General features: G+C 67.2%; 24 protein-coding genes. 13 read left to right on the forward strand and 11 right to left on the reverse strand.

Features of this window, described 5'->3' with window-relative positions; genetic code table 11:
• Positions 1–3: 3 nt before the first annotated feature.
• From AC1RMY_RS12395 to AC1RMY_RS12410, 4 genes are all read right to left on the reverse strand, one after another.
• Positions 4–618 (reverse strand): LysE family translocator, encoded by a 615-nt coding sequence (locus tag AC1RMY_RS12395; protein WP_492864815.1) that lies wholly within the window; start codon positions 616–618, stop codon positions 4–6.
• A 98-nt stretch (positions 619–716) separates the two neighbouring features.
• Positions 717–1,922, reverse strand: a complete 1,206-nt coding sequence (locus tag AC1RMY_RS12400; RefSeq protein ID WP_492864816.1) for a site-specific DNA-methyltransferase — start codon at positions 1,920–1,922, stop codon at positions 717–719.
• A 173-nt stretch (positions 1,923–2,095) separates the two neighbouring features.
• On the reverse strand, positions 2,096–2,707 hold the full coding sequence (gene rnhB, locus AC1RMY_RS12405; RefSeq protein WP_492864818.1) for a ribonuclease HII: 612 nt from the start codon (positions 2,705–2,707) through the stop codon (positions 2,096–2,098).
• Between the two features lie 193 nt (positions 2,708–2,900).
• Positions 2,901–4,022 (reverse strand): PA0069 family radical SAM protein, encoded by a 1,122-nt coding sequence (locus AC1RMY_RS12410; RefSeq protein WP_492865308.1) that lies wholly within the window; start codon positions 4,020–4,022, stop codon positions 2,901–2,903.
• A gap of 214 nt (positions 4,023–4,236) precedes the next feature.
• On the opposite strand from AC1RMY_RS12410, the gene AC1RMY_RS12415 reads away from it, so the two are divergent.
• On the forward strand, positions 4,237–4,743 hold the full coding sequence (locus AC1RMY_RS12415) for a hypothetical protein (RefSeq protein ID WP_492864820.1): 507 nt from the start codon (positions 4,237–4,239) through the stop codon (positions 4,741–4,743).
• Between the two features lie 142 nt (positions 4,744–4,885).
• Positions 4,886–5,725 carry an amino acid ABC transporter substrate-binding protein gene (locus AC1RMY_RS12420; protein ID WP_492864821.1) on the forward strand — a complete coding sequence of 280 codons (840 nt, stop codon included), beginning with the start codon at positions 4,886–4,888 and terminating at the stop codon, positions 5,723–5,725.
• A 39-nt stretch (positions 5,726–5,764) separates the two neighbouring features.
• On the opposite strand, the gene ypfJ is transcribed toward AC1RMY_RS12420, so the two are convergent.
• Positions 5,765–6,652, reverse strand: a complete 888-nt coding sequence (ypfJ, locus tag AC1RMY_RS12425; protein WP_492864822.1) for a KPN_02809 family neutral zinc metallopeptidase — start codon at positions 6,650–6,652, stop codon at positions 5,765–5,767.
• Between the two features lie 75 nt (positions 6,653–6,727).
• A complete protein-coding gene (locus AC1RMY_RS12430; RefSeq protein ID WP_492864824.1) occupies positions 6,728–7,576 on the reverse strand; it encodes a uracil-DNA glycosylase in 849 nt (282 codons plus the stop codon).
• 178 nt (positions 7,577–7,754) lie between these two features.
• Here AC1RMY_RS12430 and AC1RMY_RS12435 point away from each other — a divergent pair, with 178 nt between their 5' ends.
• The 3 genes from AC1RMY_RS12435 (at position 7,755) to AC1RMY_RS12445 (ending at position 12,449) form a co-directional block, all read left to right on the forward strand.
• A complete protein-coding gene (locus tag AC1RMY_RS12435) occupies positions 7,755–9,434 on the forward strand; it encodes an electron transfer flavoprotein-ubiquinone oxidoreductase (RefSeq protein WP_492864826.1) in 1,680 nt (559 codons plus the stop codon).
• A gap of 352 nt (positions 9,435–9,786) precedes the next feature.
• Positions 9,787–11,541 carry a tetratricopeptide repeat protein gene (locus AC1RMY_RS12440; protein ID WP_492864828.1) on the forward strand — a complete coding sequence of 585 codons (1,755 nt, stop codon included), beginning with the start codon at positions 9,787–9,789 and terminating at the stop codon, positions 11,539–11,541.
• 20 nt (positions 11,542–11,561) lie between these two features.
• Positions 11,562–12,449: a 4-(cytidine 5'-diphospho)-2-C-methyl-D-erythritol kinase gene (locus AC1RMY_RS12445; protein ID WP_492864830.1), complete on the forward strand. Its 888-nt coding sequence runs from the start codon at positions 11,562–11,564 to the stop codon at positions 12,447–12,449.
• Positions 12,450–12,461: 12 nt separating this feature from the next.
• Here the strand turns inward: AC1RMY_RS12445 and AC1RMY_RS12450 are convergent, their stop codons facing one another.
• Together AC1RMY_RS12450 and AC1RMY_RS12455 are read right to left on the reverse strand one after the other, a co-directional pair.
• Entirely contained in the window at positions 12,462–12,863 is a 402-nt protein-coding gene (locus AC1RMY_RS12450; RefSeq protein WP_492864832.1) for a GFA family protein, read from the reverse strand.
• Between the two features lie 172 nt (positions 12,864–13,035).
• Positions 13,036–14,076 (reverse strand): polyprenyl synthetase family protein, encoded by a 1,041-nt coding sequence (locus AC1RMY_RS12455; protein ID WP_492864834.1) that lies wholly within the window; start codon positions 14,074–14,076, stop codon positions 13,036–13,038.
• A gap of 150 nt (positions 14,077–14,226) precedes the next feature.
• On the opposite strand from AC1RMY_RS12455, the gene AC1RMY_RS12460 reads away from it, so the two are divergent.
• A complete protein-coding gene (locus AC1RMY_RS12460; RefSeq protein ID WP_492864836.1) occupies positions 14,227–14,451 on the forward strand; it encodes a putative signal transducing protein in 225 nt (74 codons plus the stop codon).
• A complete protein-coding gene (locus AC1RMY_RS12465) occupies positions 14,444–15,199 on the forward strand; it encodes a tRNA1(Val) (adenine(37)-N6)-methyltransferase (RefSeq protein ID WP_492864838.1) in 756 nt (251 codons plus the stop codon). The genes AC1RMY_RS12460 and AC1RMY_RS12465 overlap by 8 nt, the downstream gene beginning before the upstream one ends.
• A gap of 30 nt (positions 15,200–15,229) precedes the next feature.
• Here the strand turns inward: AC1RMY_RS12465 and AC1RMY_RS12470 are convergent, their stop codons facing one another.
• Positions 15,230–15,538 (reverse strand): hypothetical protein, encoded by a 309-nt coding sequence (locus tag AC1RMY_RS12470; RefSeq protein WP_492864840.1) that lies wholly within the window; start codon positions 15,536–15,538, stop codon positions 15,230–15,232.
• Between the two features lie 156 nt (positions 15,539–15,694).
• Positions 15,695–15,982 (reverse strand): hypothetical protein, encoded by a 288-nt coding sequence (locus AC1RMY_RS12475; protein WP_492864841.1) that lies wholly within the window; start codon positions 15,980–15,982, stop codon positions 15,695–15,697.
• Between the two features lie 245 nt (positions 15,983–16,227).
• Between AC1RMY_RS12475 and AC1RMY_RS12480 the strand changes: the two genes are divergently transcribed.
• The 6 genes from AC1RMY_RS12480 to upp all read left to right on the forward strand — a co-directional run bounded on the left by AC1RMY_RS12480 (position 16,228) and on the right by upp (position 23,318).
• Complete coding sequence (locus AC1RMY_RS12480) at positions 16,228–17,130, forward strand: glycine--tRNA ligase subunit alpha (protein ID WP_492865310.1); 903 nt, start codon at positions 16,228–16,230, stop codon at positions 17,128–17,130.
• Complete coding sequence (glyS, locus tag AC1RMY_RS12485) at positions 17,130–19,451, forward strand: glycine--tRNA ligase subunit beta (protein ID WP_492864843.1); 2,322 nt, start codon at positions 17,130–17,132, stop codon at positions 19,449–19,451. The genes AC1RMY_RS12480 and glyS overlap by 1 nt, the downstream gene beginning before the upstream one ends.
• Positions 19,452–19,669: 218 nt before the next feature.
• Entirely contained in the window at positions 19,670–19,831 is a 162-nt protein-coding gene (locus AC1RMY_RS12490) for a Thivi_2564 family membrane protein (protein ID WP_492864844.1), read from the forward strand.
• Positions 19,832–20,026: 195 nt separating this feature from the next.
• Positions 20,027–21,289: a GTP cyclohydrolase II gene (locus AC1RMY_RS12495; RefSeq protein ID WP_492864846.1), complete on the forward strand. Its 1,263-nt coding sequence runs from the start codon at positions 20,027–20,029 to the stop codon at positions 21,287–21,289.
• An 11-nt stretch (positions 21,290–21,300) separates the two neighbouring features.
• Positions 21,301–22,518: a URC4/urg3 family protein gene (locus AC1RMY_RS12500; RefSeq protein ID WP_492864847.1), complete on the forward strand. Its 1,218-nt coding sequence runs from the start codon at positions 21,301–21,303 to the stop codon at positions 22,516–22,518.
• A gap of 158 nt (positions 22,519–22,676) precedes the next feature.
• Positions 22,677–23,318 carry a uracil phosphoribosyltransferase gene (upp, locus tag AC1RMY_RS12505; RefSeq protein ID WP_492864849.1) on the forward strand — a complete coding sequence of 214 codons (642 nt, stop codon included), beginning with the start codon at positions 22,677–22,679 and terminating at the stop codon, positions 23,316–23,318.
• Positions 23,319–23,400: 82 nt separating this feature from the next.
• Here the strand turns inward: upp and AC1RMY_RS12510 are convergent, their stop codons facing one another.
• Positions 23,401–23,838 (reverse strand): DUF1236 domain-containing protein, encoded by a 438-nt coding sequence (locus tag AC1RMY_RS12510; RefSeq protein WP_492864850.1) that lies wholly within the window; start codon positions 23,836–23,838, stop codon positions 23,401–23,403.
• Between the last annotated feature and the right edge of the window lie 43 nt (positions 23,839–23,881).

Below are 23,881 nucleotides of genomic sequence, written 5' to 3' on the forward strand. Positions count from 1 at the left end.
GTGCTATCGTGTGACGGCGACGAGCGCCCCCGTCCCGACCATCACGCCGGCGGCCGTCCGGTTCATGCGCTTGACCGCCCGGGGCGTCCGCAGCCAGCGCCGCGCGCGGCCGGCGAGCAGGACATGGCCGCCGATCACCACGGCCTCGACCGCGAGGATGACGAAGGCGAGCGTCGCGATCTGTGCGGGCGTCAGGCTCGGGCCGACCACATGCGGCAGCAGGGCGAGGTAGAACAGCGGCATCTTCGGGTTGCCGAGGTTCAGCGCCACTCCGGTCAGGAAGACGGCGGCGATCCCGCGCCGCTCGGGCGCGTTCGCTTCCGTCGGCAGGCGCGGCTCGGCGCGCCAGAGCATGATGCCCATGACCACGAGATAGGCGGCGCCCGCATAGCGCAGCACCGTCATTACCGTGCTCATCTCGGCGGCGACGACCGACAGTCCGAAGGCGGCGAGCACCAGGAAGATCAGAATGCCGGCGACCGTGCCCAACCCGTAGGCGATGCCCGAGGCCGCACCATGCGAGAGGGTGCGCGCGACAATGGTCATGTTGTCCGGGCCGGGGCTCGCCGCGAAGACGAAGAAGGCAGCGGCGAAGGCGAGAAGCGTCGATAGATCCATGAGCAGGCTCCCGTGAACGGCATCAGCCGAGCAGGGAACGTGCCAGATGGCGATTGCGAGAGCGTACGATCGAACTACGGCGCAGATCGAATCCGACTCTAGGCCGCCGCCATCTGGGCGCGGATCTCCCCGCGCAGATTGTCGAGCAGCGTCAGCCCGGCCGGGCGCTCGACATGCCAGAATGTCCAGCCATTGCAGCTTGGCAGGCCTTGCGCCAGCGCCCCGACCTTGTGGATCGAGCCGACTGCCGGCCCCAGCATCAGCGTGCCGTCGGCGCGGATCACCGCCTTGTGGCGGCGCTTCTCGTCGGTGACGGTCTCGCCGGCCTTCACCAGCCCGGCCTCGACGAGCGAGAGGAACGGCACGCGCGGCTCGCTGCGCTTGGAGGGCGCGGTCGAGAACGCTTCCGGCGGCAGCGGCGTTATCTCGGCGATGCGCTTGCGCGCGGCCTCGGCATAGACCGTCTCGCGCTCGACGCCGATGAAGCGACGGCCGAGCGCCTTGGCCACGGCGCCGGTCGTGCCGGTGCCGAAGAAGGGATCGAGCACGACGTCGCCGGGATTGCTGGCCGAGAGCATGACGCGGGCGAGCAAGGCCTCTGGCTTCTGAGTCGGATGCACCTTGGCGCCGGCGCCGTCCTTCAGGCGTTCCTCGCCGGTGCAGAGTGGCAGGTACCAGTCCGAGCGCATCTGCAGATCGTCATTGCCGCCCTTCAGCGCCTCGTAATGGAAGGTGTATTTGGAAGATTCGCCGCGCGCCGCCCAGATCAGCGTCTCATGCGCGTTGGTGAAGCGCCGGCCGCGGAAGTTCGGCATCGGGTTGGCCTTGCGCCAGACGATGTCGTTCAGCATCCAGTAGCCGAGGTCCTGCAGGATCGAGCCGACGCGGAAGATGTTGTGATAGCTGCCGATGACCCACAGCGCGCCATCGGGCTTCAGCACGCGGCGGCAGGCGGAAAGCCAGGCGCGGGTGAAGGCGTCGTATTCGGCGAAGGAAGAGAACTTGTCCCAGTCGTCGTCGACGGCATCGACGAGGCTGTCGTCGGGCCGGCGCAGATCGCCGCCGAGCTGGAGATTATAGGGGGGATCGGCGAAGACGAGGTCGACGCTGGCCGCCGGCAGGCGTTCGATCGCGGCGACGCAGTCGCCGACGAGGACCTGATCGAGCGGGAGTTCCGGAGCGAGGCCGATCTTTTCGGCGAGGCCGCCCTTGGTTTTCATCCGGGAGTCCAGTGCGGGCCGTCCGGTACGCGGAACTTGAATCCGGACGGCGGCACTGGTGGTCCCGGTACGCAAAATACCCATGTCGACCCAAGACCGTTACGCAACTTCAACAGTCGCGATATTGGCGGGACAGGGTAAAAGCCGGGTTTCCGCGATGAAAAAAATGCGTCCCATTCTGGGGCTGCAGTTTTTGCCCAGCCCCTTGGCGGATAAGGCGAATTCCTAAGGGCGGGTTAATGCCGGCCGGGCGCCTCTCAGCGCCGCCAGATCCCCTTCACCGGTGCGAAGGAATAGCGGTGCTCGCGGCAAGGGCCATGCGCCTGCAGGGCGGCGCGATGCTGCGGCGTGCCATAGCCGGCATGGGCCGAGAAGCCATAGGCGGGATAGAGTCGGCACAGCCGCGCCATCATCGCGTCGCGCGTCACCTTGGCGACGATCGACGCCGCCGCGATCGAGGCGATCTCCGCATCGCCGCCGATCACGGCCTCGCAGGGGCAGGCCAGAACTGGCGGGTCGTTGCCGTCGACCAGCACGCCCGCGGGCCGCACGGGCAGCGCCGAAACCGCGCGCCGCATCGCGAGCAGCGTCGCCTGCCGGATGTTGATCGCATCGATCTCGGCGGCGGTGACGCTGGCGACGCCGATGGCGAGCGCCGTCTCCGCGATGATCGCGAACAGCTCCTCGCGCCGTGCCGCGCTCAGCTTCTTCGAATCGTCGAGGCCGGCCGGCACCTTGGCGGGATCGAGGATCACGGCCGCCGCCACCACCGGTCCGGCCAGCGGCCCGCGCCCGACCTCGTCGACACCGGCGAGCGGCCAGAGGCCCTTGGAGATGGCATGGGCTTCACGAAGAAAGTGGGCGGTCATGGCGGGCTTATGCAGTATCCGTTGCCCGCGGGCCATGCCCTAGACATGGCTATCCATATTATCCCGGCCGGCGCGCTCCTCGTCATGGTCGGGCTTGTCCCGACCATCCACGTCTTCGTCCGGCGAGGGCTGTGTTCCAGACGTGGATGCTCGCCACAGGGGCGAGCATGACGGTCTGGTTCTGCCAACTCCTTCAAAACAGGCTGAGTTGCGCCTTCTCCTTCTCCGGCTTGAGGAACAGGTCGTTGCGCAGGCGCAATCGGGCGCCGTTGAAGCCGAGGCGCTCGGCCGCCATCTCGAAGCGCCGGCCGATCATCCAGGCGTAAGGCCCCGAGCCGACTTGCCTCTGGCCCCAGGCGGCGTCGTAGTCCTTGCCGCCGCGCGTCGAGCGGATCAGCGAGACGACATGGCGCAGCTTGTCGGGATGATGCGTCAGCAGCCAGTCCTGCACGAGATCCTTCACCTCGAGCGGCAGCCGCAGCAGCACATAGCCGGCCTCACGCGCACCGGCCGCCTTGGCGGCATCAAGGATGCGCTCGATCTCATGCTCGTTGATCGCTGGAATGATCGGCGCGACCAGCACCGTCACCGGGATACCGGCTTCCGACAGCGCCTTGATCGTCTCCAGCCGCTTGGCCGGGGAGGCGGCGCGCGGCTCCATGCCGCGCGAGACCTTGGGGTCCAGCGTCGTCACCGAGATCGCGACCTTGGCCAGCCCCTTCGCCGCCATTGGAGCGAGGATGTCGATGTCGCGCTGGACCAGCGCCGACTTCGTCACGATGCCGACCGGATGGTTGAAACGCTGCAGAACCTCGAGGATCTGGCGCATGATCCTGAGCTTGCGCTCGATCGGCTGGTAGGCGTCGGTATTCGTGCCGATCGCGATGGTGCGCGGCTGGTAAGATGGGGCTGAAAGCTCCTTCTCCAGAAGCAGCGCCGCATCGGGCTTCGCCGTCAGCTTGCTCTCGAAGTCGAGCCCCGGCGACAGGCCGAGATAGGCATGGCTCGGCCGCGCGAAGCAGTAGACGCAGCCATGCTCGCATCCGCGATAGGGGTTGATCGAGCGGTCGAAGGAAATGTCGGGGGAGTCGTTTCGCGTGATGATCGTCCGCGGCTTCTCTATCGAGACTTCCGTCTTGAACGCAGGCAATTCGCCGAGCGAGCCCCAGCCGTCATCTTCGTCGAAGCGCTGCTCGGCCTCGTAGCGTCCACCCGGATTGATCGTCGCGCCGCGCCCGCGCCGGCGCTCGGGATCGATGCGATGGCCGGCATAGGCCAGCGGTTCGCTCGGCGCCACGCGAGCCGAGAGCGGCATCGGAGCCGAAACCGACATGGGAGCACTGTCCTGCCGTTTCAGCGGCTGTGCCGGATTCGGCCGCGATACGGGTCTGCTCTGGCTCATGGCGCCGAACCATCCCTGAAAATCGCCGGGAATCGGCGACTTCTTTGATGTTCTATGTGAACATAAAGGGAACGTATTGCAAGTGACAGGATTGCGACATGCTGCGCTGCGCCATAAGGGATTGCGCATGCTCACAGCGGTCATACGCATCGATGGTTCGCGCGTCGCCGGATCGACTGAATCGCTCGCCGCGACCTTTTCCGTCCTGATCCCGGCGGTCGCCGACGGATTCCTCGGCCATGCCGTGGTGATCGATGCAGCGGGCCATGCCGACATCGAACGCCTGGCCGATGCGACGGGCGCGAGCTATCTGCGCGCCGGCGGGGCGGAGGGCTGGCATCTCGGCGCGGCCCAGGCCCGCGGGGACTGGCTGTTCCTGCTCGAAGCCGGCGATGTCCCGCAGCCGCACTGGCCCCAGGCCGTCGAGCGGCATCTGATCGTGGCACCGGACATGCCCGCTCTGATCCCGCTGCGCGGCTTCGCGGGTTCGCTGCGCGAGCGTGCGGCGATCTCCTTCGGCCCTCGTCGGCTGCGTCCGGGTTTGATCGTTCCGAAGGGACAGGTTCTGACGGGACGCCTCGGCGCCGCGCCGCGCCGTCTTTCGGTCAGGCGCGAGCGCGCCGCCTCGGGCTGAAGGCAGGGCGGCAGGGCACGGCGTGCCTTCCCCTCCTCGGGCGAGGGGCATCGCTCCGGAGCGCGCAAGCCGCCGGAAACGACGTTTTTAAATCCCATCCGGCTGGTCTATTCTGCACCCTTGCCCAAGGGGGATGGCGGCCATGCGAATGTTGTGGATCGCGCTGCTGTGCACGGCGATGTCGACGGCAAGCTCGACGGCCGACACGCTGGCGCGGGCCCGTGAGACCGGCACGCTGCGGCTCGGAATCCGGGCCGATGCGCCGCCATATTCCTATCGCACCACCAGCGGCGAGCCGTCCGGATACATCGTCGACCTCTGCCGTGAAGTTGCGGATGCGGTGAGGAATTCTCAGGCGATCCCTGCGCTGAAGATCGACTATGTCGAAGTCTCGTCTGCATCGCGATTCGACGCGCTGCGCGACGGCAAGATCGACATTCTCTGCGATCCGACGTCCATGACCATGTCGCGCCGCGCCATCGTCGATTTTTCGCTTCCGACCTTCATCGATGGCGCCGGAGTGCTTCACCGGGCCGACGCAGTGTATCGGCTCGAGGATCTGCGCGGCAAAAGGATCGGCGTGCTGCGGGGCACGACCACGGAGGACGTCCTGAAGGCGACTTTGGCGCAACTGAAGATCCAGGCCGAGCTCGTCCCGATGCAGACCCATCCAGATGGTGTCCGGAGCCTGGCTGCAGGCCGGGTCGATGCCTATTTCGCCGATCGCGGCATCCTCAGCTATCACCTGACCAACAGCCAGAACCGCGCCGGGATGAAGCTGTCAGACCAGTATTTCACCTTCGAGACCTATGCGCTGGCCCTACCGCGCGGCGATGAGAAGCTGCGCCTGCTTGTCGATGCCACGCTGGCCGAACTCTATCGTACGGATCGCGTGAAGCAGATCTATGCCCGCAGCTTCGGAAGCTTCCCGCCCGACCAGTTCATCCGCGCGCTCTTCGTCATCAACGGCGTCCCGAAATAGCGCGGATTTCGACCGCTCGGCCCTGAGCAGGCGGATATTCTAGAGCTGCTGCGCCTTGAATGTATCGCAGCTCTGCATCGAGCCGGTGCGGAAGCCGGTGTTGAACCAGCGCTGGCGCTGCGCCGAAGAGCCATGGGTAAAGGAATCGGGCACGACCTCGCCCCGAGAGGCCTTCTGTAATTTGTCGTCGCCGATCGCCGCCGCGGTGCGCATCGCTTCCTCGATGTCGCCCTGGTCGATGCGCCCCATCGCCTGGATGTTGTGGGCCCAGACGCCGGCGAAGCAGTCCGCCTGCAACTCGATCCGGACCGAGATCTCGTTGGCGCGCCGCTCGTCCGAGCGCTCGCGCAGGGCGTTGGCCTTGGGCAGGATGCCGATCAGGTTCTGGATGTGATGGCCGACCTCGTGACCGATCACATAGGCATAGGCGAAGTCGCCGCCGCCGCCGAGCTTGCGCTGCATCTCCTGGAAGAAGGAGAGGTCGAGATAGACGCGCTTATCGGGCGGGCAATAGAACGGCCCCATCGCGGATTGCGCGGTGCCGCAGGCCGAGCGGTCGACGCCCGAGAACAGCACGAGCCGCGGCGGCTCGTAGCGCATGTTCGCCTGCTGCGGCAGGATCTTCGACCAGATGTCCTCGTTCTGCGCCAGCACGGCCGAGACGAAGCGGCCCATCTCGTCCTGCGGCGGCCCCGAGGAGCGGCGCGATTCCTGCGTCGGCGCCTGCCGCCCGCCGATGCCGCCGATCAGCTCCGCCCCACCGATCAGCAGGCGCGGATCGATGCCGAGAGCCCAGCCGACGAGGCCGAGCACGACCATGGTGCCGATGCCGAGGCCGCCGCGCCCGCCCGGAAGTCCGGCGAAATCGCCGCCGCCGCCGCGCCGGTCCTCGAGATTCTCGGACTGGCGATAGTCTTCCCACTGCATGGCGTCATCCTCGCGAGCCTGCCCGCTATCCTTCCTGCAATCTCAGCGAGAGAGGGCAGGAACTCAAGCCGTCATTCAACCCGCGCTGTCGCCCGCGGTTCCGGCGCCCGCTGAGGCGTCGAGCGCGGCCTTGAGCGCCCGCATGTCGCGCCAGGCGAGGCGCTTTTGCAGGGGCTGGCGCAGCAGATAGGCCGGGTGCAGCGTCGCCATGGCGCGGATGCGTCGCGTGCCGGTGTCGTACTCTGTCCATTTGCCGCGCGAGGCCAGGATTCCGGAGAAGCCGAGCAGCCCCTGCGCCGAAGGCCCGCCAATGCAGATCAGGATGTCGGGATCGGCGAGCTGGATCTGGCGCTGGATGAAGGGCAGGCAGATCGCCACCTCCTGCGGCGTCGGCGTGCGGTTGCCGGGCGGCCGCCAGGGCAGCAGGTTAGCGATATAGACATCCGTTTTGCGGCTCAGCCCGATCGCCGCCAGCATCCGGTCGAGCAATTGGCCGGAGCGTCCGACGAAGGGCAGGCCGATGCGGTCCTCGTCGGCGCCCGGCGCCTCGCCGACGATCATCACGCGGCCCTCCGGGTTGCCGTCGGCGAAGACCAGGTTTTTCGCGGTCGCCTTCAGCGCACAGCCCTCGAATTTTGCCAGCGCCTCCTTCAGCGCGTCGAGCGTCATCGCCTCCTGCGCCAGCACCTTGGCGCTGAGCGTGGCGTCGTCCGGCGCCGTGGCGGCCGCAGCATTCGGTCGCATCACGGCAGCAGGGGCCTGCCCGGCGCGCGGCGGCAGCGTCGGACGGACGCGCGGGGCGCCGTTCGCTGCAGCGGCGGCTGCGAAATGATTATGCGGCGCCTCATCCAGCGCCTCGGTGATGCCCATATCGGCATACCAGGCGACAAGCTCGGCGGGGTCGGGCGCTGCGGTCAGGGACATCGTTGCCTGTCTATCACGGCTGGCTGCGACTTCGCGAGCCGATCCGGTTGCAAATTGAACCGCACGCTTGGATAGAGGGTTTCCAGACTGTCATTCTACCCGCCTTGAACGGGCGGGCGAGATAGTTCATATATAAACTAATTGGGCTTTGAGGCCGCGCGGGCCTTCGGAGGGCAGGATGGATCTCGAACAAGCACAGGCCGAGCCGCGCGAGAGCATGGACTACGACGTCGTCATCGTCGGTGCCGGTCCCGCCGGGCTCTCGGCGGCGATCCGCCTGAAGCAGCTCGACGAGAACATTTCGGTCGTCGTGGTCGAGAAGGGCGCCGAGGTCGGCGCGCACATCCTGTCGGGCGCGGTGATCGACCCGATCGGCCTCGACAGGCTCCTGCCGGACTGGCGAAAGGACGAGGCGCGCCCGCTGACGACCGAGGTGAGCGAGGACATCTTTTATTTCCTGACCGCGCCCAACGGCATCCGCCTGCCGAATTTTGGCATGCCGAAGCTGATGAACAACCACGGCAATTTCGTCGGCTCGCTCGGCCTCGTGACGAAATATCTGGCGGCGCAGGCCGAGGCGCTGGGCGTCGAGATCTATCCGGGCTTCGCTGCCGCCGAACTGCTCTACAACGAGGACGGCTCGGTCGCGGGCGTCGCCACCGGCGACATGGGCATCGCCAGGGACGGCACCGTCTCCGAGCGCTTCACCCGCGGCATGGAACTGCGCGGTCGCTATACCTTGCTGGGCGAGGGCGCGCGCGGCTCGCTCTCCAAGATCGCGATCCGCAAGTTCGGCCTCGATGCCGGCCGCGAGCCGCAGAAATACGGCATCGGCCTGAAGGAGATCTGGCAGGTCAAGCCGGAGAAGTTCCACAAGGGCCGCGTCCAGCACTCCTTCGGCTGGCCGCTCGATGCCGGCACCGGCGGCGGCTCCTTTCTCTACCATTTCGACGACAACCTGGTCACGGTCGGCTTCGTCGTCCATCTCAACTACACGAACCCGACGCTCTCGCCCTTCGACGAGTTCCAGCGCTTCAAGACGCATCCGCTGATTCGGGACGTGTTCGAAGGCGGAAAGCGCCTGTCCTATGGCTCGCGCGCGATCACCGAGGGCGGCTTCCAGTCCGTGCCGAAGCTGACCTTCCCGGGCGGCGCGCTGATCGGCTGCGCGGCGGGCTTCGTCAATGTGCCGCGCATCAAGGGCAGCCACAACGCCGTGCTTTCCGGCATGCTGGCGGCCGAGAAGCTGGTGCCTGCGCTCGCCGCCGGACGCTCACATGACGAGGTCGTCGAGATCGAGGCGAGCTGGCGCGACAGTGCCATCGGCGCCGATCTCAAGCCGGTGCGCAACGTCAAGCCGCTCTGGTCGAAATACGGCACCTTCGCCGGCATCGTGCTGGGCGGCGTCGACATGTGGCTGAACCAGCTCTTCGGCTGGTCGCCCTTCGGCACGCTGAAGCACGGCAAGCCCGACCACGCGACGCTGAAGCCGCTCGCCGAGGTCACGCCGATCGTCTACCCGAAGCCGGACGGCAAGATCTCCTTCGACAAGCTGTCTTCGGTCTTCCTGTCCTCGACCAATCACGAGGAAGACCAGCCGGCGCATCTGAAGCTGACCGACCCGTCGATCCCGATCGAGAAGAACCTGCCCCTCTATGGCGAACCGGCCCGACTCTACTGCCCGGCCGGCGTCTACGAAGTCGTCTACAAGGACGCGGAGGCGAAAACCGAGCCGCGCTTCGTGATCAACGCGCAGAACTGCGTGCACTGCAAGACCTGCGACATCAAGGATCCGGCCCAGAACATCACCTGGACGACGCCGGAGGGCGGCGGCGGGCCCGGCTACGCGAATATGTGATGCGGCTGATCATCGCGGCCAGCCACCACGGTTCGGCCGCGAACAGCGGGTAGAAGAGGGCGTGCCGATGATGGTGCGCCCTTTTTTGTTACGGGCAGCGAGGATCGGCCGGGGCGACGTCTCCGGCCGGGCAATATCGGCGGAAATGCACGGTTTCGCGCCACTGTGGCACGCCTGCTACGAAGCGGCGCGTCGGGCGGCGCACGGCTTGCCCGCCTGCCTGGAAAGGGCCATCTTGCATCAATACGCGAAGCGGTCACGGTCCCGCTCAGAGACCACGCCTCCCGCGATGATCCTGGCGGCGGACCGAGGGAGAATGGCAGTCGTGGTATTTGGAATGAAGAGCCGTGGCTTGATCACGGCGACTGCCTTGGCATTGCTCCTTGCCTTGCCCGTCGGTGCGGCGGCGCAGGGTGCGACTCCCCGCACGAACGAGAACCTCGACACAGCCGAAAGCCTTGAGGGCAACTACCTCGCGGCGATCGTCGCAGGCGCCGGACGTGATCTCGGCGCGGCTTCGGTCTATCTGCGCGAGGCGATCAAGGGTGATCCGCAGAACAACGACCTGCTGGAGCGTGCTTTCGTGGCCTTTCTGGCCGATGGCGCGATGCCGGACGCCTTCCGCGCCGCCGACAAGCTGATCCAGCGCGATCCGAGCAACGGTCTGGCGCAACTGGCTGTCGGCATTCGCGCGCTCAAGCAGAAGAGCTACCAGACCGCCCGCAATCATCTCCAGCGCGGTGGCCGCGGCCGTGCCGCCGACATCACCGCGACGCTGCTCTCGGCCTGGTCCTATCTCGGCTCCGGCCAGGCGACCCGTGCCATCGAGACGCTCGAGCGTCTGAAGGGCGAACCCTCCTACAATCTTTTCCGCGACTATCACGCCGGCCTGATTCTCGATGCCGCCGGCCGCAAGGCCGAGGCCGAGAAGCGCCTGAAGAGTGCCTATGATTCGGAGAAGACGACGCTTCGTCTCGTCGATCTCTGGGCCCGGATGCAGGCGCGCAATGGTGATTTCGAGGCCGCCGCCACGACCTATGGCGATTTCGACCGCCTGCTGCCGAATCACCCGATCGTCCGCGATGGCCTCGCCAAGGTCGCCGCGAAGCAGACGCCGCCCCGGCAGGTCGGCAACGCCCAGCAGGGCGCGGCCGAGGTGCTCTATGGCCTCGCCAGCGCCGGCAACCGCCAGGGCGACGAGGCGGCGGCGCTGCTCTATCTGCGCCTCGCCATCTATCTCGACCCGAATCACGACCTCGCGATCCTGACGCTCGGCGACATCCTGGAGCGCGCGCGCCAGCCCGAGGACGCCGTCGCGGTCTACGAGAAGATGCCTACGACCTCGCCGCTGCGTCCCAATGCCGAGATCCAGGCCGGGCTCGCGCTGGAGAATCTCGGCAAGTCCGAAGAGGCGGTGAAACACCTCAGCGCGCTGATCGCCGAGCGGCCAGACGACATCGACGCGCTTTCGGCGCTGGGCAACATCTATCGCTCGCGCAAGATGTTCCAGGAGGCCGCCGACACCTATGACAAGGCGATCGCGAAGCTCGCATCACCCGGCCGCGCCAACTGGGACCTGTTCTATTTCCGCGGTATCGCCCGCGAACGCATCAAGCGCTGGCCCGAGGCCGAGGCCGATCTGCGCAAGGCGCTCGAACTCCTGCCCGAGCCGCTCGGCCGCGAGCGTGCGCTGGTTCTGAACTATCTCGGCTATTCGCTGGTCGACCAGCATCTCAAGCTCGACGAGGCGCTCGACATGCTGCGCCGCGCCGTCGAGCTACGCCCGCGCGACGGCTACATCATCGATTCGCTCGGCTGGGCCTATTACCGCCTCGGGCGCTATGCCGAAGCGACCCGCGAGCTGGAGCGCGCCATGGAGCTGCGCCCCTCCGACCCGGTGATCAACGACCATCTCGGCGACGTCTACTGGAAGGTCGGGCGCCGGCTCGAGGCCGGTTTCCAGTGGAACCACGCGCGCGACCTCAATCCCGAGCCGGATGATCTGGTCAAGATCAAGCGCAAGATCGAGCGCGGCATGGAAGACGGCCCCAACGCCAACGCGGTCGAGCCGAAGGACCCGGCCGAGCCGAAGAAGGACGGCGGCTGAACGCTGTCGCCGGCCTTCGCGTGACTGCACCGCTGACCACCCGCGCCCGCGCCAAGGTCAACCTGGCGCTGCGCGTGCTCGGCCGCCGGGCCGACGGCTATCATGAGTTGGAAAGCCTAGTTGCCTTCGCTGGTGTCGGCGACGCGCTTTCGCTCGAACCCGGGCCCGAACTCGCCCTGACCATCGCCGGCCCGCAGGGGGCCGGGCTGCCCGCTGATGATGGCAACCTGATCCTGCGCGCGGCGCGGGCGCTCGCGACCGAAACGCTCGACGCTCACGGGCCGCTTCGCTCAGGCAATTTCCACCTCGTCAAGCGGCTGCCGGTGGCGTCGGGGATAGGCGGCGGTTCGGCCGATGCTGCCGGCGCGCTGCGGCTGCTGGCCCGGCTGAACGGCCTCAAAGCGGACGACGCCGCATTGCTCCGCGCGGCGGCGAGCGTCGGCGCCGACGTCCCGGTCTGCCTCGAATCGCGCGCCCGCATCATGGCCGGCATCGGCGAGCGCCTCGGCCCACCGCTCGCCCTGCCGCCTCTGTTTGCGCTGCTGGTCAATCCGGGCCTGGCCGTCGAGACGGTGGCCGTGTTCAAGGCGCTTGGGCTGCGAGCCGGCGAGGCCAGCCCAGGAGCGGGGCAGGCGACTGCACCTCGGCACGAAAACATGGCCGTCCTGATCGCTTCGCTGGCCGAAGGCGGAAACGATCTCGAAGCGCCGGCCAGGCGCGTCGCACCAATCCTTGATACGGTGCTCGGCAGCCTCCGCGACCTGCCCGGCTGCCGGCTCGCCCGCATGTCCGGTTCGGGCGCGACCTGCTTCGCCCTCTTCGACGATTGCCGGGCGAGCGCTGCGGCCGGGAAGGCGCTGGCGCGGGCACGGCCCGGCTGGTGGGTGAAGGCGACCATGCTGCGCTGACGGCTGCCCCCATCAGCCGCCGGGAGCTAGCCGATCCTGCAGATGCTGTTCGGTGTCCGGCAGATGCCTCAACCACGGCTCGCGGCGGATGGTCCAGAGCTCATAGGCCGGCGCCAATGCGCTGGGCCCGCCGTCCAGCGTGCCGAGCTTGATCTCGATCTCGTCCGAATCCTCGGCCCAGCAGAACAGCGGCGAGCCGCATTGCGGGCAGAAGCGCTCGCCTCCCGCCCGGCTTTGCCAGCATCCAAGCTCGCCCGACAGGCTCGCGCTGCCTCGCGGCCAGATGCCGAAGAAGGAGAAGGCCGAGCCGGAGCCCTTGCGGCAGGTTTCGCAATGGCAGATTCCGACGCGGATGGGGGCGCCGTCGAGTTCGTAACGGACCTGTCCGCAGTTGCAGCCGCCGGAAAATCGCATCGTCATCCCCGCTGAAAGCATCGGCCATCATCGGCAGGAGATCAACGGCGTCGGAGACGGCGGGGTTCCGGGCCGTCGGGCCTTGGCACATAGATCGGCGGCGGCGGGCTGAGACCTATCCGGATGGAGTATCCGGATGTTTCACATGCTGCTCTCCCGCGCGAGCCCGATCTCAATGCGCCCGCGCCACGCAGAAATCGACGGTCTCGTTCAGCGCCTGCTTCATCGGCGAGGCCGGGAAGAGGCCGAGCGCGTCCTTCGCCATCTTGGCATAGTGCTCGGCGCGCTCGATCGTGTCGTCCAGCGCGCGGTGGCGCTTCATGATCGCTTGCGCCTCTTCGAGGTCGCCGTCGCGGATCTCGCCGTCCTGGAGCGTGCGCTTCCAGAAGGCGCGCTCGGCATCGCTGCCGCGCCGGAAAGAGAGCACGACGGGGAGCGTGATCTTGCCCTCGCGGAAATCGTCGCCGGTGTTCTTGCCGAGCTTGGTCGCGACGCCGCCATAGTCGAGCGCGTCGTCTATCAGCTGGAAGGCGATGCCGAGATTGAGGCCGTAGCTGCGGCAGGCGGCGGCGTCGGCCTTGGAGCCGTTGGCGATGACGGGCCCGACCTCGCAGGCGGCGGCAAAGAGCTCCGCGGTCTTGCCGCGGATCACGGCGAGATACTCGTCCTCGGTCGTCTGCGTGTTCTTGGCGACGGAAAGCTGCAGCACCTCGCCCTCGGCGATCACAGCCGCCGCCGTCGAGAGAATGTCGAGCGCCCGGAGCGAACCGACCTCGACCATCATCCGGAAGGCCTGGCCGAGCAGGAAGTCGCCGACCAGCACGCTGGCCTCGTTGCCCCAGAGCATGCGGGCGGCGAGCTTGCCGCGGCGCATGTCGCTCTGGTCGACGACGTCGTCATGCAGCAATGTCGCGGTGTGCATGAACTCGACGGAGGCCGCGAGCTTGACATGGCCCTCGCCGCGATAGCCGCAAAGCCCCGCCGTCGCCAGCGTCAGCATCGGCCGCAGCCGCTTGCCGCCCGACGAGATCAGGTGATTGGCGACCTCGGGAATCATTGTCACGTCCGAGCCGGTCCGCGACAGGATCATCGCATTGACGCGCTCCATGTCGGCGCGCACCAGGTCGACCAGCGTCTCGATCCGGGCATGGCCAGACCCCTGGGGGGCACCCTGGCCGGCTTCCTTGTCTTCGAACGCGACGACGACGCCCATATCATCCACTCCGGCGGCCTGCGCAGCTTGCAGCGCTGTGAAGCCTTGCCACATCCGTCGCATGCGTGACCAGCCCCCGCGCACCGGAGATGACGCCGCAGGCGCAAGCCGGGACTTGCGCGCAGGCCAGCGGATAGGCTCCATCAGTCGATGCATGAACTCGTCCGCACCAACGACATCGTCCTGCTCGGCGCCATCGAGGCCCTTTTGGCCTCGGCCAATCTCGACTGCCTGATCGCCGACCAGCATATCAGCGCGCTCGAAGGCATGATCGGCGCCTTCCCGCGCCGCCTGCTCGTGCGCGATGCCGACCGCATGCGCGCTCGCGCCCTTTTGATCGAGGCCGGCTTCGGCGCCGAATTGCGCGATGAGTGAGACGCTGCCCGGCCTGGGCGAGATCGTCGAGGACAGGCTGCTCGACGGCCGGCTCGTCCTGCGCCAGCCGAGGCGCGGCCACCGCGCCGGCAGCGACGCCATCCTGCTCGCCGCCGCCATCCCTGATCTCGGCGAGGGGCCACTGCTCGACATCGGCGCCGGCGTCGGCACGATCGGGCTCGCGGTTGCGTTGGCGCAGCCGGGGTTGCGCGTCGTGCTGGTCGAGCGCGATCCGCAGCTTGCGGCGCTCGCCGCCGGCAACATCACCCTGAACCATCTGGAAGATCGGGTCTTGGCCGTCGCTGGCGACATTGCCGGCCCGGCCGCGGCGCTTGGGCTGGGTCCGGCGAGCTTCGCCTGCGTCGCGATGAACCCGCCCTTCTATCCGCCACGCGAGCACAAGGCCTCGCCGGTGCCGAACCGGCGCGCCGCCCATGTCGCGGAAGGTGCGCTCGATCCCTGGTTCAAGGCGGCGCGGCGGCTGCTGCGGCCGGGCGGGCGGATCGCGCTGATCCACCGCGCCGAGGCGTTGGCGGAAGTGCTGGATGGGCTCGCCACCGGTTTCGGCGATGTCGCGGTTCGCCCCGTCCATGCGCTCGCTGACCGCCCGGCGATCCGCATCGTCGTAACCGCGGTCCTAAACAGCAGAAAGCCGGCAGCTTTGCTGCCGGCTTTCGTTCTCAACACACCCGATGGCGGCTTTACGCCGGAGAGCGAGGCGCTGCATCGGGGCGTGGCGAGGCTCTAAAACGAGGCTTCAGCTGCGGCGTCCTCGCGATCAGTAATAGTAGCGCGGCCCGTAGAACGGCACGACCGGCGGCACGAAGACCGGCGGCGGCGGCGGGCCGTAGTAGTAGCGCGGCCCGTAATAGCGCCGCGGGCCGTAGTAGTAGCGCGGCCCGTAATAGCGCCGCGGACCGTAGTAGCGCCGCGGCCCATAGTAGTACTGCGCCTGTTCGAATAGGCCGGCGTCGGTCTGAACGCTCTGACCGGCGGCGACGGGCGCCGCGCCGGCCGGTGCTGCGGCGAGCGACAGTCCACCCAGGGTCGTGGCGGTTGCAATGGCGAGAAGCGTTTTGCGGAACATGGACTTGGTCCTCCTCGATAAGGGCGCCGCCAGCTCCCGCTGCGCGGTCAACCACCGTCCTGAGCGAGAGGCTAGACCCTCGGAACTGAACGGCGCGATGTCGCGCCGTTCAGCTTGTCTTCATATTGCGGCCAGATCTCGGCGCGCAATTTGGGTTCAGCGGCAGACGCGCACCGGGCGGATCACCCAGCGATACCCGTTCCAGACGCGACGGTCGGTCATGAAGCAGCGCGGACGATAGACCGGGCGGCCGTAATAGCGGCGCGGGCCATAATAGCGACGCGGGCCGTAATACTGTGCCTTCTGGACGAGGCCTCCCTCGGCGGACGTGGCTTGGAAGCTACCGGCCGAGATCGGAGCGGCATGGGCCGGGGCGACGGCGAAGGCAGACGCGGCAAGAGTGAAGGCGCCGAAAGCAGCAGCGGCGATACGGGATGACAGCATGGTGGTCTCCTACTCGGACAGGCCGCCGATCCGGCTCAAGCGCTCGCCCCGAACGCCGCGAATCCAGCGGATGGTTGGAGGTTACCGTGCTGAGGATGAACGGAAGCTGTCCGGGTCCGGTTCCCTCACGCGCTTGACCGCAGCCACCGCCAGCCCCTAAGCACGCGGCCATTCCCGTCGTTTTGGAAGGCTTCGACACCTTGTCCGTCCTCGCCTCGCATTCCGCCGCCGCGTCCTCGCCCGCGATGGACCCGACCCGCTCTTTCCAGGGCCTGCTGCTGACCTTGCAGCGCTTCTGGGCCGAGCGCGGCTGCGTCGTGCTGCAGCCCTATGACATGGAGGTCGGCGCCGGCACCTCGCATCCGGGTACGATGCTGCGTTCGCTTGGGCCGAAGCCTTGGAATGCGGCCTATGTCCAGCCGTCGCGCCGCCCCAAGGACGGCCGCTATGGCGAGAACCCCAACCGCCTGCAGCATTATTACCAGTTCCAGGTCATCCTGAAGCCGAACCCGCCAAACCTGCAGGAACTCTATCTCGATTCGCTGAGGGCGATCGGCATTGACATGGCCGTGCACGACATCCGCTTCGTCGAGGATGATTGGGAAAACCCTACGCTGGGCGCCTGGGGCCTGGGCTGGGAGTGTTGGTGCGACGGTATGGAGGTGAGCCAGTTCACCTATTTCCAGCAGGTCGCCGGCATCGAATGCGCGCCGGTCTCAGGTGAATTGACGTATGGCCTCGAGCGCCTCGCCTGCTACCTGCAGAACGTCGAGAGCATCATGGAGCTCAACTTCAACGGCCTCGAAGGAGGTCAGAAGGTCACCTATCGCGACGTCTTCCTCCAGGCTGAGCAGGAGTATTCGCGGTACAATTTCGAGCATGCCGACACGGCCGCCCTGTTCCGGCGCTTCGCCGAAGCGGAGGCCGAGTGTCGGGCTCTGCTCGAAAAGGGCGAGGATGGCGAGCGGCACCTGATGGTGCAGCCGGCCTATGACCAGTGCCTGAAGGCCGGTCACACCTTCAACCTGCTCGATGCGCGCGGCGTGATTTCTGTCACCGAGCGCCAGAGCTATATCCTGCGCGTCCGCGAACTCGCCAAGGCCTGTGGCGCCGCCTGGCTGAAGACGGCGGGCGGGGGAGCGAACTGATGCCTGATCTCCTGCTCGAACTCTTCTCCGAAGAGATCCCCGCCCGCATGCAGCGCAAGGCGGCGGACGATCTTCGCAAGCTCGTCACCGATGCGCTGGTCGAGCGCGGCCTCGTCTATGAGGGCGCAAAAGCCTTCGCCACGCCGCGTCGGCTGGCGCTGCATATCGCGGGTCTCCCCGTGCGCGGCCGCGACATCCGCGAGGAGCGCAAGGGCCCGCGCGTCGGCGCGCCCGATGCGGCTGTTCAGGGCTTTCTCAAGGCCTCCGGCCTGTCCTCGCTCGACCAGGCGACGATCGTCAGCGACCCGAAGAAGGGTGACAGCTACATCGCCGTCGTCGAGAAGCCCGGCCAGGAGACCGTCGCGGCCATCGCCGAGATCGTGCCGGCGGTGATCCGGTCCTTCCCCTGGCCGAAATCGATGCGCTGGGGCAAGGCCTCGGCGGCGGGCGCCAGCCTGCGCTGGGTCCGCCCACTGCATTCGATCCTCTGCACCTTCGGGGCGGAGACGGAGGAACCGGAGGTGGTGCCCTTCGATGTCGACGGCATCGCCTCCGGCAACGTCACCTATGGCCACCGCTTCCATGCGCCGGGCGCCATCACCGTGAAGCGCTTCGACGATTACGTCGCCTCGCTCGAACGGGCCAAGGTCGTGCTCGATGCCGACCGGCGCAAGGAGATCATCCTCGCCGACGCCAAGACCTTGGCCTTCGCGCAGGGCCTCGAACTCGTCGAGGACGAGGGCTTGCTCGAGGAGGTCGCGGGGCTGGTCGAATGGCCGGTCGTGCTGATGGGTTCCTTCGAGGAGCGCTTTCTGGAGATCCCCGGCGAGGCGATCCGCGCCACGATCCGCGCCAACCAGAAATGCTTCGTGCTGCGCGATCCCGCCACAGGCAACCTCGCCAACCGCTTCCTGCTGACCTCGAACCTGATCGCCAGCGATGGCGGCGCGGCGATCACCGCCGGCAATGGCCGCGTCGTGCGCGCCCGCCTGTCCGACGCCGCCTATTTCTTCGCGACCGACAAGGGCAATCTGCCCGATCTCGACACGCTCAAGGAGAGCGCCGACAAGCTCGGGCTCGACCTCGCCAAACCGCTCGACCAGCGCATGGCCAAGCTCGACAAGCTCGGTGTCGTCTTCCACGCCAAGCTCGGCACGCAGGGCGAGCGGGTGCAGCGCATCGCGGCGCTGGCGCGCGAACTGGCGCCGATCGTCGGTGCCGATCCGGATCTCGCCGAGCGTGCTGCCAAGCTCGCCAAGGCCGACCTGCCGACCGAAATGGTCGGCGAGTTCCCGGAATTGCAGGGCCTGATGGGCCGCAAATACGCGGAACTGCAGGGTGAGCATCCGAGCGTCTGCGCGGCCATCGAGGAGCACTACAAGCCGCTCGGCCCCTCCGACCGCGTCCCAACCGACCCCGTCTCCGTGGCGGTGGCGCTCGCCGACAAGCTCGACACGCTGGTCGGCTTCTGGGCGATCGACGAGAAGCCGACCGGGAGCAAGGACCCCTATGCGTTGCGGCGGGCGGCGCTGGGCGTGATCCGGCTGGTGGTTGAAAACGGGGTTCGGCTGAGCCTGCTGCCTTCAAGCAGATCGGCCAGTGCGCTTGTGCACGCGTTTCAGGCATGGCGCGGCGTAGAAGCTGAGGCTGAACTAGTACGCCGCATAGTTGGCTCGGGACTGCTATCTGATGAACTTCATTATCAAGTGATCGTAGGAGCGAACACTCGCTCGGATGATCTCTGGATTAGTCGATTTGGCCAAATCCGACCTGAAGCCTCTGACCTCCTCTCCTTTTTCCACGACCGCCTGAAGGTCATGCTCCGCGATCAGGGCGCGCAGCATGATCTGGTCGACGCCGTGCTGGGCGAGGGCGCCTCGGGCAACGACGACCTCCTGCTCATCACCCGCCGCGTCGCGGCGCTCTCGCGCTTCCTCGAAACCGAGGACGGCAGGAGCCTGCTCGCCGGCTACAAGCGCGCCGCCAACATCCTCAAGATCGAGGAGAAGAAGGACGGCGAGGGCGCATTCGCGGGCGCAGCCGATCTCCAGCTCATCGCCGATGCCGGGCTGATCGAGGAGAAGGCGCTGGCGGTCGCGCTCTCCCAGGCGACGCCGAAGGCGCAGGAGTCCGTCGCTGCCGAGGATTACGAGGGCGCGATGTCGGCGCTCGCCGAAATCCGCCCGGCGGTCGATGCCTTCTTCGACAAGGTCACGGTCAACGACCCCGATCCGGCCTTGCGCGCCAACCGCCTCAAGCTGCTGAACCAGCTCCGCGAGGCGACCCGTGCGGTTGCGGATTTCGGGCGGATTGCGGGCTGAGACCTGACCGAGAGAAACGCGGGAGAACCCCTCTCCCGGAGGGAGAGGGGTTCTCCGTCTTGGCTCCCTGCCTCGCCCGCACCTTTGCCGCCAAAAACCACCCCAACGGAACCTATTCCCACCCTGCGACGTTCTGTCATCGGATTGGGGTGCCGCGAATGCGTCGCGGCATCGGCTCCGGGGGGCCGGCTGACGGCCGATTTCAAAGGTTCATTTCAATGGGCATTCTCATTTCGCTGCTGATTACGGTTCTCGTCATCGGCCTCGTGCTCTATCTCGTGCGGATGCTGCCGCTCGACGCCCAGATCAAGAACATCGTCCAGATCATCGTCATCGTCATCGGCATCATCTCGCTGCTGCGCTATCTCGCGGTGTTCTGAGCGGCAGCACGGCGTCATGCTCGGGCGAAGACCCGAGCATCTCTTGCAAAAGATTCCCGGCTCTCCGCTGCGCCGCGGCCGAGAATGACGACGCAATTGACGCCTTGCCTGCACTCATGCACACTTCGATAGGTCCAGAGGGCCCCGGACGTTTCGCGTCGCGGGGCCCTTTCCTATTGCAGGGCGAATATCGCGATGAACGCGCCGAACCGCACGACCCATATCCGGCTGACCTCGCACCCCGAGCCCGGCAGCGCCGCAACGCGCTTTCCGGTGCGATGGGGCGCGGCGACGGCGGCGGAGCGCGGCCCGATCATCGCCTCGACCACGACGCCGGGGGACCGCAACGTCATCGGCGCCCATGGCGGCTCCTATTCGGTCTATCGCGCGCTCGCCATCTCGGCCCGGGCGATGAACCCCTCGCAGCGGCCTGACCTGCACAACACCCATCCGACCGTCGACATCCCCGAGCAGCCGCAATGGTTCCAGCCCGGCAAGATCGTGTCGATGGACCCGTTCGGCCATCGCGTCGCGCAAGATTTCGGCCAGTGGATCGGCGAGGGCATCGACATCCGCCCGACCATCGCGATCACCAAGGCCAGGCTCAACCTGCCCGAGATCCTGGCGGCGATGGCGGCCCACCGGCTGGCGCCGGACGACCATATCCTGCATGCCTCCGGCGACATCAGCGTCACCAAGATCGCGATCGACCCTGTCTGGCATCTGCCGGGCATCGCCGAGCGCTTCGGCACCAGCGAGAACGAACTGCGCCGCACGCTCTTCGAGCAGACCGGCGGCATGTATCCCGAGCTGGTGACGCGGCCGGACCTGCGTGTCTTTTTGCCGCCGATCGGCTCGATCACGGCCTATGTCGTCGGCGAGGTCTCAGCGATCACCGATCCGAAGAAGCGCGTTGCCTGCCGCGTCCATGACGAATGCAATGGCTCGGACGTGTTCGGCTCCGATATCTGCACCTGCCGGCCTTATCTCGTGCATGGCATCGAGGAGGCGGTGAAGGAAGCGCAGGGCGGCGGCGTCGGCCTGATCGTCTACAACCGCAAGGAGGGCAGGGCGCTCGGCGAGGTCACGAAATTCCTCGTCTACAACGCCCGCAAGCGCCAGGAGGGCGGCGATTCCGCCGCGACCTATTTCGAACGCACCGAATGCGTCGCCGGCGTGCAGGATGCGCGCTTCCAGCAGCTCATGCCCGACGTGCTGCATTGGCTCGGCGTCACTCGCATCGACCGGCTAATGTCGATGTCGAACATGAAATACGATGCGATGGTGCAGTCCGGCATCGAGATCGGCGAACGGGTCGCAATCCCGCCCGAGCTGATCCCGCCCGATGCCTCGGTCGAGATCGAGGCCAAGAAGGCGGCCGGCTATTATTCGCCCGATGGCGCGCCGGGCGACAACGCCCTCAAGGCGACCGTGGGTCGCGACCTCGACAAGTTTTAGATCCTGAGCCGATGCCCGATCGTGATCCGGAGGCCTTGCGCCTCCTCCTCAAACCCGCCACCATCCGCGCCCGCGCCCAGGAAATGCTGGAGCTGGGGCTGGCCGGCAAGCTGCTGCACTTCACCGTCCATCCCGAGCGACTGGCGGCCTGCGCCGACTACGTCCTCGACACGATCCGGCTGAGCTATCCGACGCTCGAGATCCCCTTCCACGCGCGCTGGCGCCATTTCGTCGTCGCCGGCATGGATCGCTGGAGCGTGCTCGACCGTGGGGCGAATTTCCGTGATGCGGCCGAGCGCGGCCGCGCCGCCTATGATCTCGCCATCGTCAGCGTTCTGCTCGACGCGGGCGCCGGCCCGGACTGGTCCTATCGCGATGCGGTCAGCGGCAAGCAGGTCGCACGCTCGGAAGGGCTGGCGCTCGCCTCGCTCGACATGTTCGCCGCCGGCCTGTTCTCGGGCGATCCGGCGCAGCCGCTGCGGGTCGATGCCGCCGCGCTGAAGCGGCTGGAGCCCGAGGCGCTCGCGGCCGGTTTCCAGGCCGGCCCGGCGAATCCCTTGCTGGCGGTCGAGGGTCGCGCCGCCCTGCTCAACCGGCTGGGCGAGGAACTGGAGCGCCACGGCATGAGTCGGCCGGGCGACCTGTTCGACCGCTTCTTCGCGGCAGCGGAAACCGGCACGCTCCGCGCCAGCCACATGCTGGGCGAGGTCCTCGCCTGCTTCGGCGGCATCTGGCCGTCACGGCTGACGCTGGCGGGCATCGCGCTCGGCGATACTTGGCGCCATCCGCTGATCGCGCAGGGCACGACGACGGCCGGGCTCGTGCCATTCCACAAGCTGTCGCAATGGCTGACCTATTCGCTGATCGAGCCGCTGCAATGGGCGGGTATCGCAGTCATCGACATCGACGAACTCACGGGCCTGCCGGAATATCGCAACGGCGGGCTTGTCCTCGACATGGGCGTGATCGCGCTTAAGGACGAGGCCGATGCCGAGCGCGCCCATGAGGCGGGCTCGGAGCTCGTCGTCGAATGGCGCGCGCTGACGGTCGCGCTGCTCGACGAGATCGGCGAACTGATCCGCAATCGGCTCGGGCGCACGCGAGAAGAGTTGCCGCTGGCCAAGGTGCTGGAAGGCGGCACCTGGGCGGCTGGGCGCCGCATCGCCGCGCAAAAGCGCGAGGGCGGCGGCCCGCCCTTGACGATCATCAGCGACGGCACGGTATTCTAAATCTGGACAACCAACTCAGCCCTCATCCTGAGGAGCGATCGCAGATCGCGTCTCGAAGGATGCTCCAGGTGGTTCCGGAGCCTCATGGAGCATCCTTCGAGACGCCGCTGCGCGGCTCCTCAGGATGAGTGCTGAGGAGAGGAAGGGAAACGGACCGAATGACCAAAAGCCAGGACGGCGTCACCGTCGTCGATCACCCGCTGGTCCAGCACAAGCTGACATTGATGCGCGAGAAGGATCGCTCGACCAAGAGCTTCCGCCAACTCCTCAACGAGATCGGCATGCTGCTCTGCTATGAGGTGACGCGCGACCTGCCGACCGAACTGATCGAGGTCGAGACGCCGCTGACCAAGTCGATGCAGCCGATCATCGCCGGCAAGAAGATGGTCTTCGCGCCGATCCTGCGCGCCGGCGTCGGCTTCCTCGACGGCATGCTGGAGCTGGTTCCTGCGGCCCGCGTCGCCCATATCGGCCTTTATCGCGACCCCGACACGCTGCAGGCGGTGGAATACTACTTCAAGGCGCCCTCCGACGTGGCCGAGCGCATGATCGTGGTGATGGACCCGATGCTGGCGACTGCCAATTCCGCTGTCGCAGCGATCGACCGATTGAAGGAGCGCGGCGCGAAGGATCTGCGCTTCGTCTGCCTGCTCGCGGCACCGGAAGGCATCGAGCGCCTGCGCGGCGCCCATCCGGACGTTCGGATCTGGACGGCGGCGATCGACGAAAAACTGAACGATCACGGCTATATCGTGCCCGGCCTCGGCGATGCCGGGGACCGCATGTTCGGCACGCGCTGAGCGGCACTTCGGAGGCCCACCACCTCGGAGGAGCGGTCCTTCGTCCGGGCAAACACCAGGCTGCGCTCCGGAGCCCAGCCGGTCAGTCGATGATCTGGACGACGCGGCGGCTGCGCGGTGCGACGACGACGATGTAGTCGTCGACCAGCGTATAGCGATAGCCAGGCGCGGCGTATTGGGCCGGGACGTCGCGATAGACGACGCCCTCACGCGGCAGGATCGTGCCGACGATGACAGGCTGGCCATAGCGATAGAGCCGCGGAGCCTGCTCAACGACATAGGTCCGGAAGCGTGGTGAGTCGTCGACCATCGTCCCGCCGGCGGGGTCGCGCGTCAGCGGGCGCTCGTCGTAGAAGCCGTAGGTGCCATACGCCCCATAAACGCCATATGGACCGTAGCCGAGCGCGGGGTCGCGGATCGCCCCGCCTGCCGGGTCCCGGATGACCGGCCCGGTGCTCTGGGCATGAACGCTCGCCGGAATGATCGCGAGCGCGGCCGCAAATGCGATGCTCTTCATCATGGCTGACCTCCTGGCAGTGCTGGGCGCAGCCGGATCAACGCAG

The organism is Allobosea sp. GW822-FHT03F07, assembly GCF_058801345.1.

Excerpts from the sequence above, each read along its gene's own strand:
- AC1RMY_RS12395 (WP_492864815.1), bottom strand. The coding sequence starts at position 618 with ATGGATCTATCGACGCTTCTCGCCTTCGCCGCTGCCTTCTTCGTCTTC.
- AC1RMY_RS12400 (WP_492864816.1), bottom strand. The coding sequence starts at position 1,922 with ATGGGTATTTTGCGTACCGGGACCACCAGTGCCGCCGTCCGGATTCAA.
- rnhB (WP_492864818.1), bottom strand. The coding sequence starts at position 2,707 with ATGACCGCCCACTTTCTTCGTGAAGCCCATGCCATCTCCAAGGGCCTC.
- AC1RMY_RS12410 (WP_492865308.1), bottom strand. The coding sequence starts at position 4,022 with ATGCCGCTCTCGGCTCGCGTGGCGCCGAGCGAACCGCTGGCCTATGCC.
- AC1RMY_RS12415 (WP_492864820.1), top strand. The coding sequence starts at position 4,237 with ATGCTCACAGCGGTCATACGCATCGATGGTTCGCGCGTCGCCGGATCG.
- AC1RMY_RS12420 (WP_492864821.1), top strand. The coding sequence starts at position 4,886 with ATGCGAATGTTGTGGATCGCGCTGCTGTGCACGGCGATGTCGACGGCA.
- ypfJ (WP_492864822.1), bottom strand. The coding sequence starts at position 6,652 with ATGCAGTGGGAAGACTATCGCCAGTCCGAGAATCTCGAGGACCGGCGC.
- AC1RMY_RS12430 (WP_492864824.1), bottom strand. The coding sequence starts at position 7,576 with ATGTCCCTGACCGCAGCGCCCGACCCCGCCGAGCTTGTCGCCTGGTAT.
- AC1RMY_RS12435 (WP_492864826.1), top strand. The coding sequence starts at position 7,755 with ATGGATCTCGAACAAGCACAGGCCGAGCCGCGCGAGAGCATGGACTAC.
- AC1RMY_RS12450 (WP_492864832.1), bottom strand. The coding sequence starts at position 12,863 with ATGCGATTTTCCGGCGGCTGCAACTGCGGACAGGTCCGTTACGAACTC.
- AC1RMY_RS12455 (WP_492864834.1), bottom strand. The coding sequence starts at position 14,076 with ATGGGCGTCGTCGTCGCGTTCGAAGACAAGGAAGCCGGCCAGGGTGCC.
- AC1RMY_RS12460 (WP_492864836.1), top strand. The coding sequence starts at position 14,227 with ATGCATGAACTCGTCCGCACCAACGACATCGTCCTGCTCGGCGCCATC.
- AC1RMY_RS12465 (WP_492864838.1), top strand. The coding sequence starts at position 14,444 with ATGAGTGAGACGCTGCCCGGCCTGGGCGAGATCGTCGAGGACAGGCTG.
- AC1RMY_RS12470 (WP_492864840.1), bottom strand. The coding sequence starts at position 15,538 with ATGTTCCGCAAAACGCTTCTCGCCATTGCAACCGCCACGACCCTGGGT.
- AC1RMY_RS12475 (WP_492864841.1), bottom strand. The coding sequence starts at position 15,982 with ATGCTGTCATCCCGTATCGCCGCTGCTGCTTTCGGCGCCTTCACTCTT.
- AC1RMY_RS12480 (WP_492865310.1), top strand. The coding sequence starts at position 16,228 with ATGGACCCGACCCGCTCTTTCCAGGGCCTGCTGCTGACCTTGCAGCGC.
- glyS (WP_492864843.1), top strand. The coding sequence starts at position 17,130 with ATGCCTGATCTCCTGCTCGAACTCTTCTCCGAAGAGATCCCCGCCCGC.
- AC1RMY_RS12490 (WP_492864844.1), top strand. The coding sequence starts at position 19,670 with ATGGGCATTCTCATTTCGCTGCTGATTACGGTTCTCGTCATCGGCCTC.
- AC1RMY_RS12495 (WP_492864846.1), top strand. The coding sequence starts at position 20,027 with ATGAACGCGCCGAACCGCACGACCCATATCCGGCTGACCTCGCACCCC.
- AC1RMY_RS12500 (WP_492864847.1), top strand. The coding sequence starts at position 21,301 with ATGCCCGATCGTGATCCGGAGGCCTTGCGCCTCCTCCTCAAACCCGCC.
- upp (WP_492864849.1), top strand. The coding sequence starts at position 22,677 with ATGACCAAAAGCCAGGACGGCGTCACCGTCGTCGATCACCCGCTGGTC.
- AC1RMY_RS12510 (WP_492864850.1), bottom strand. The coding sequence starts at position 23,838 with ATGATGAAGAGCATCGCATTTGCGGCCGCGCTCGCGATCATTCCGGCG.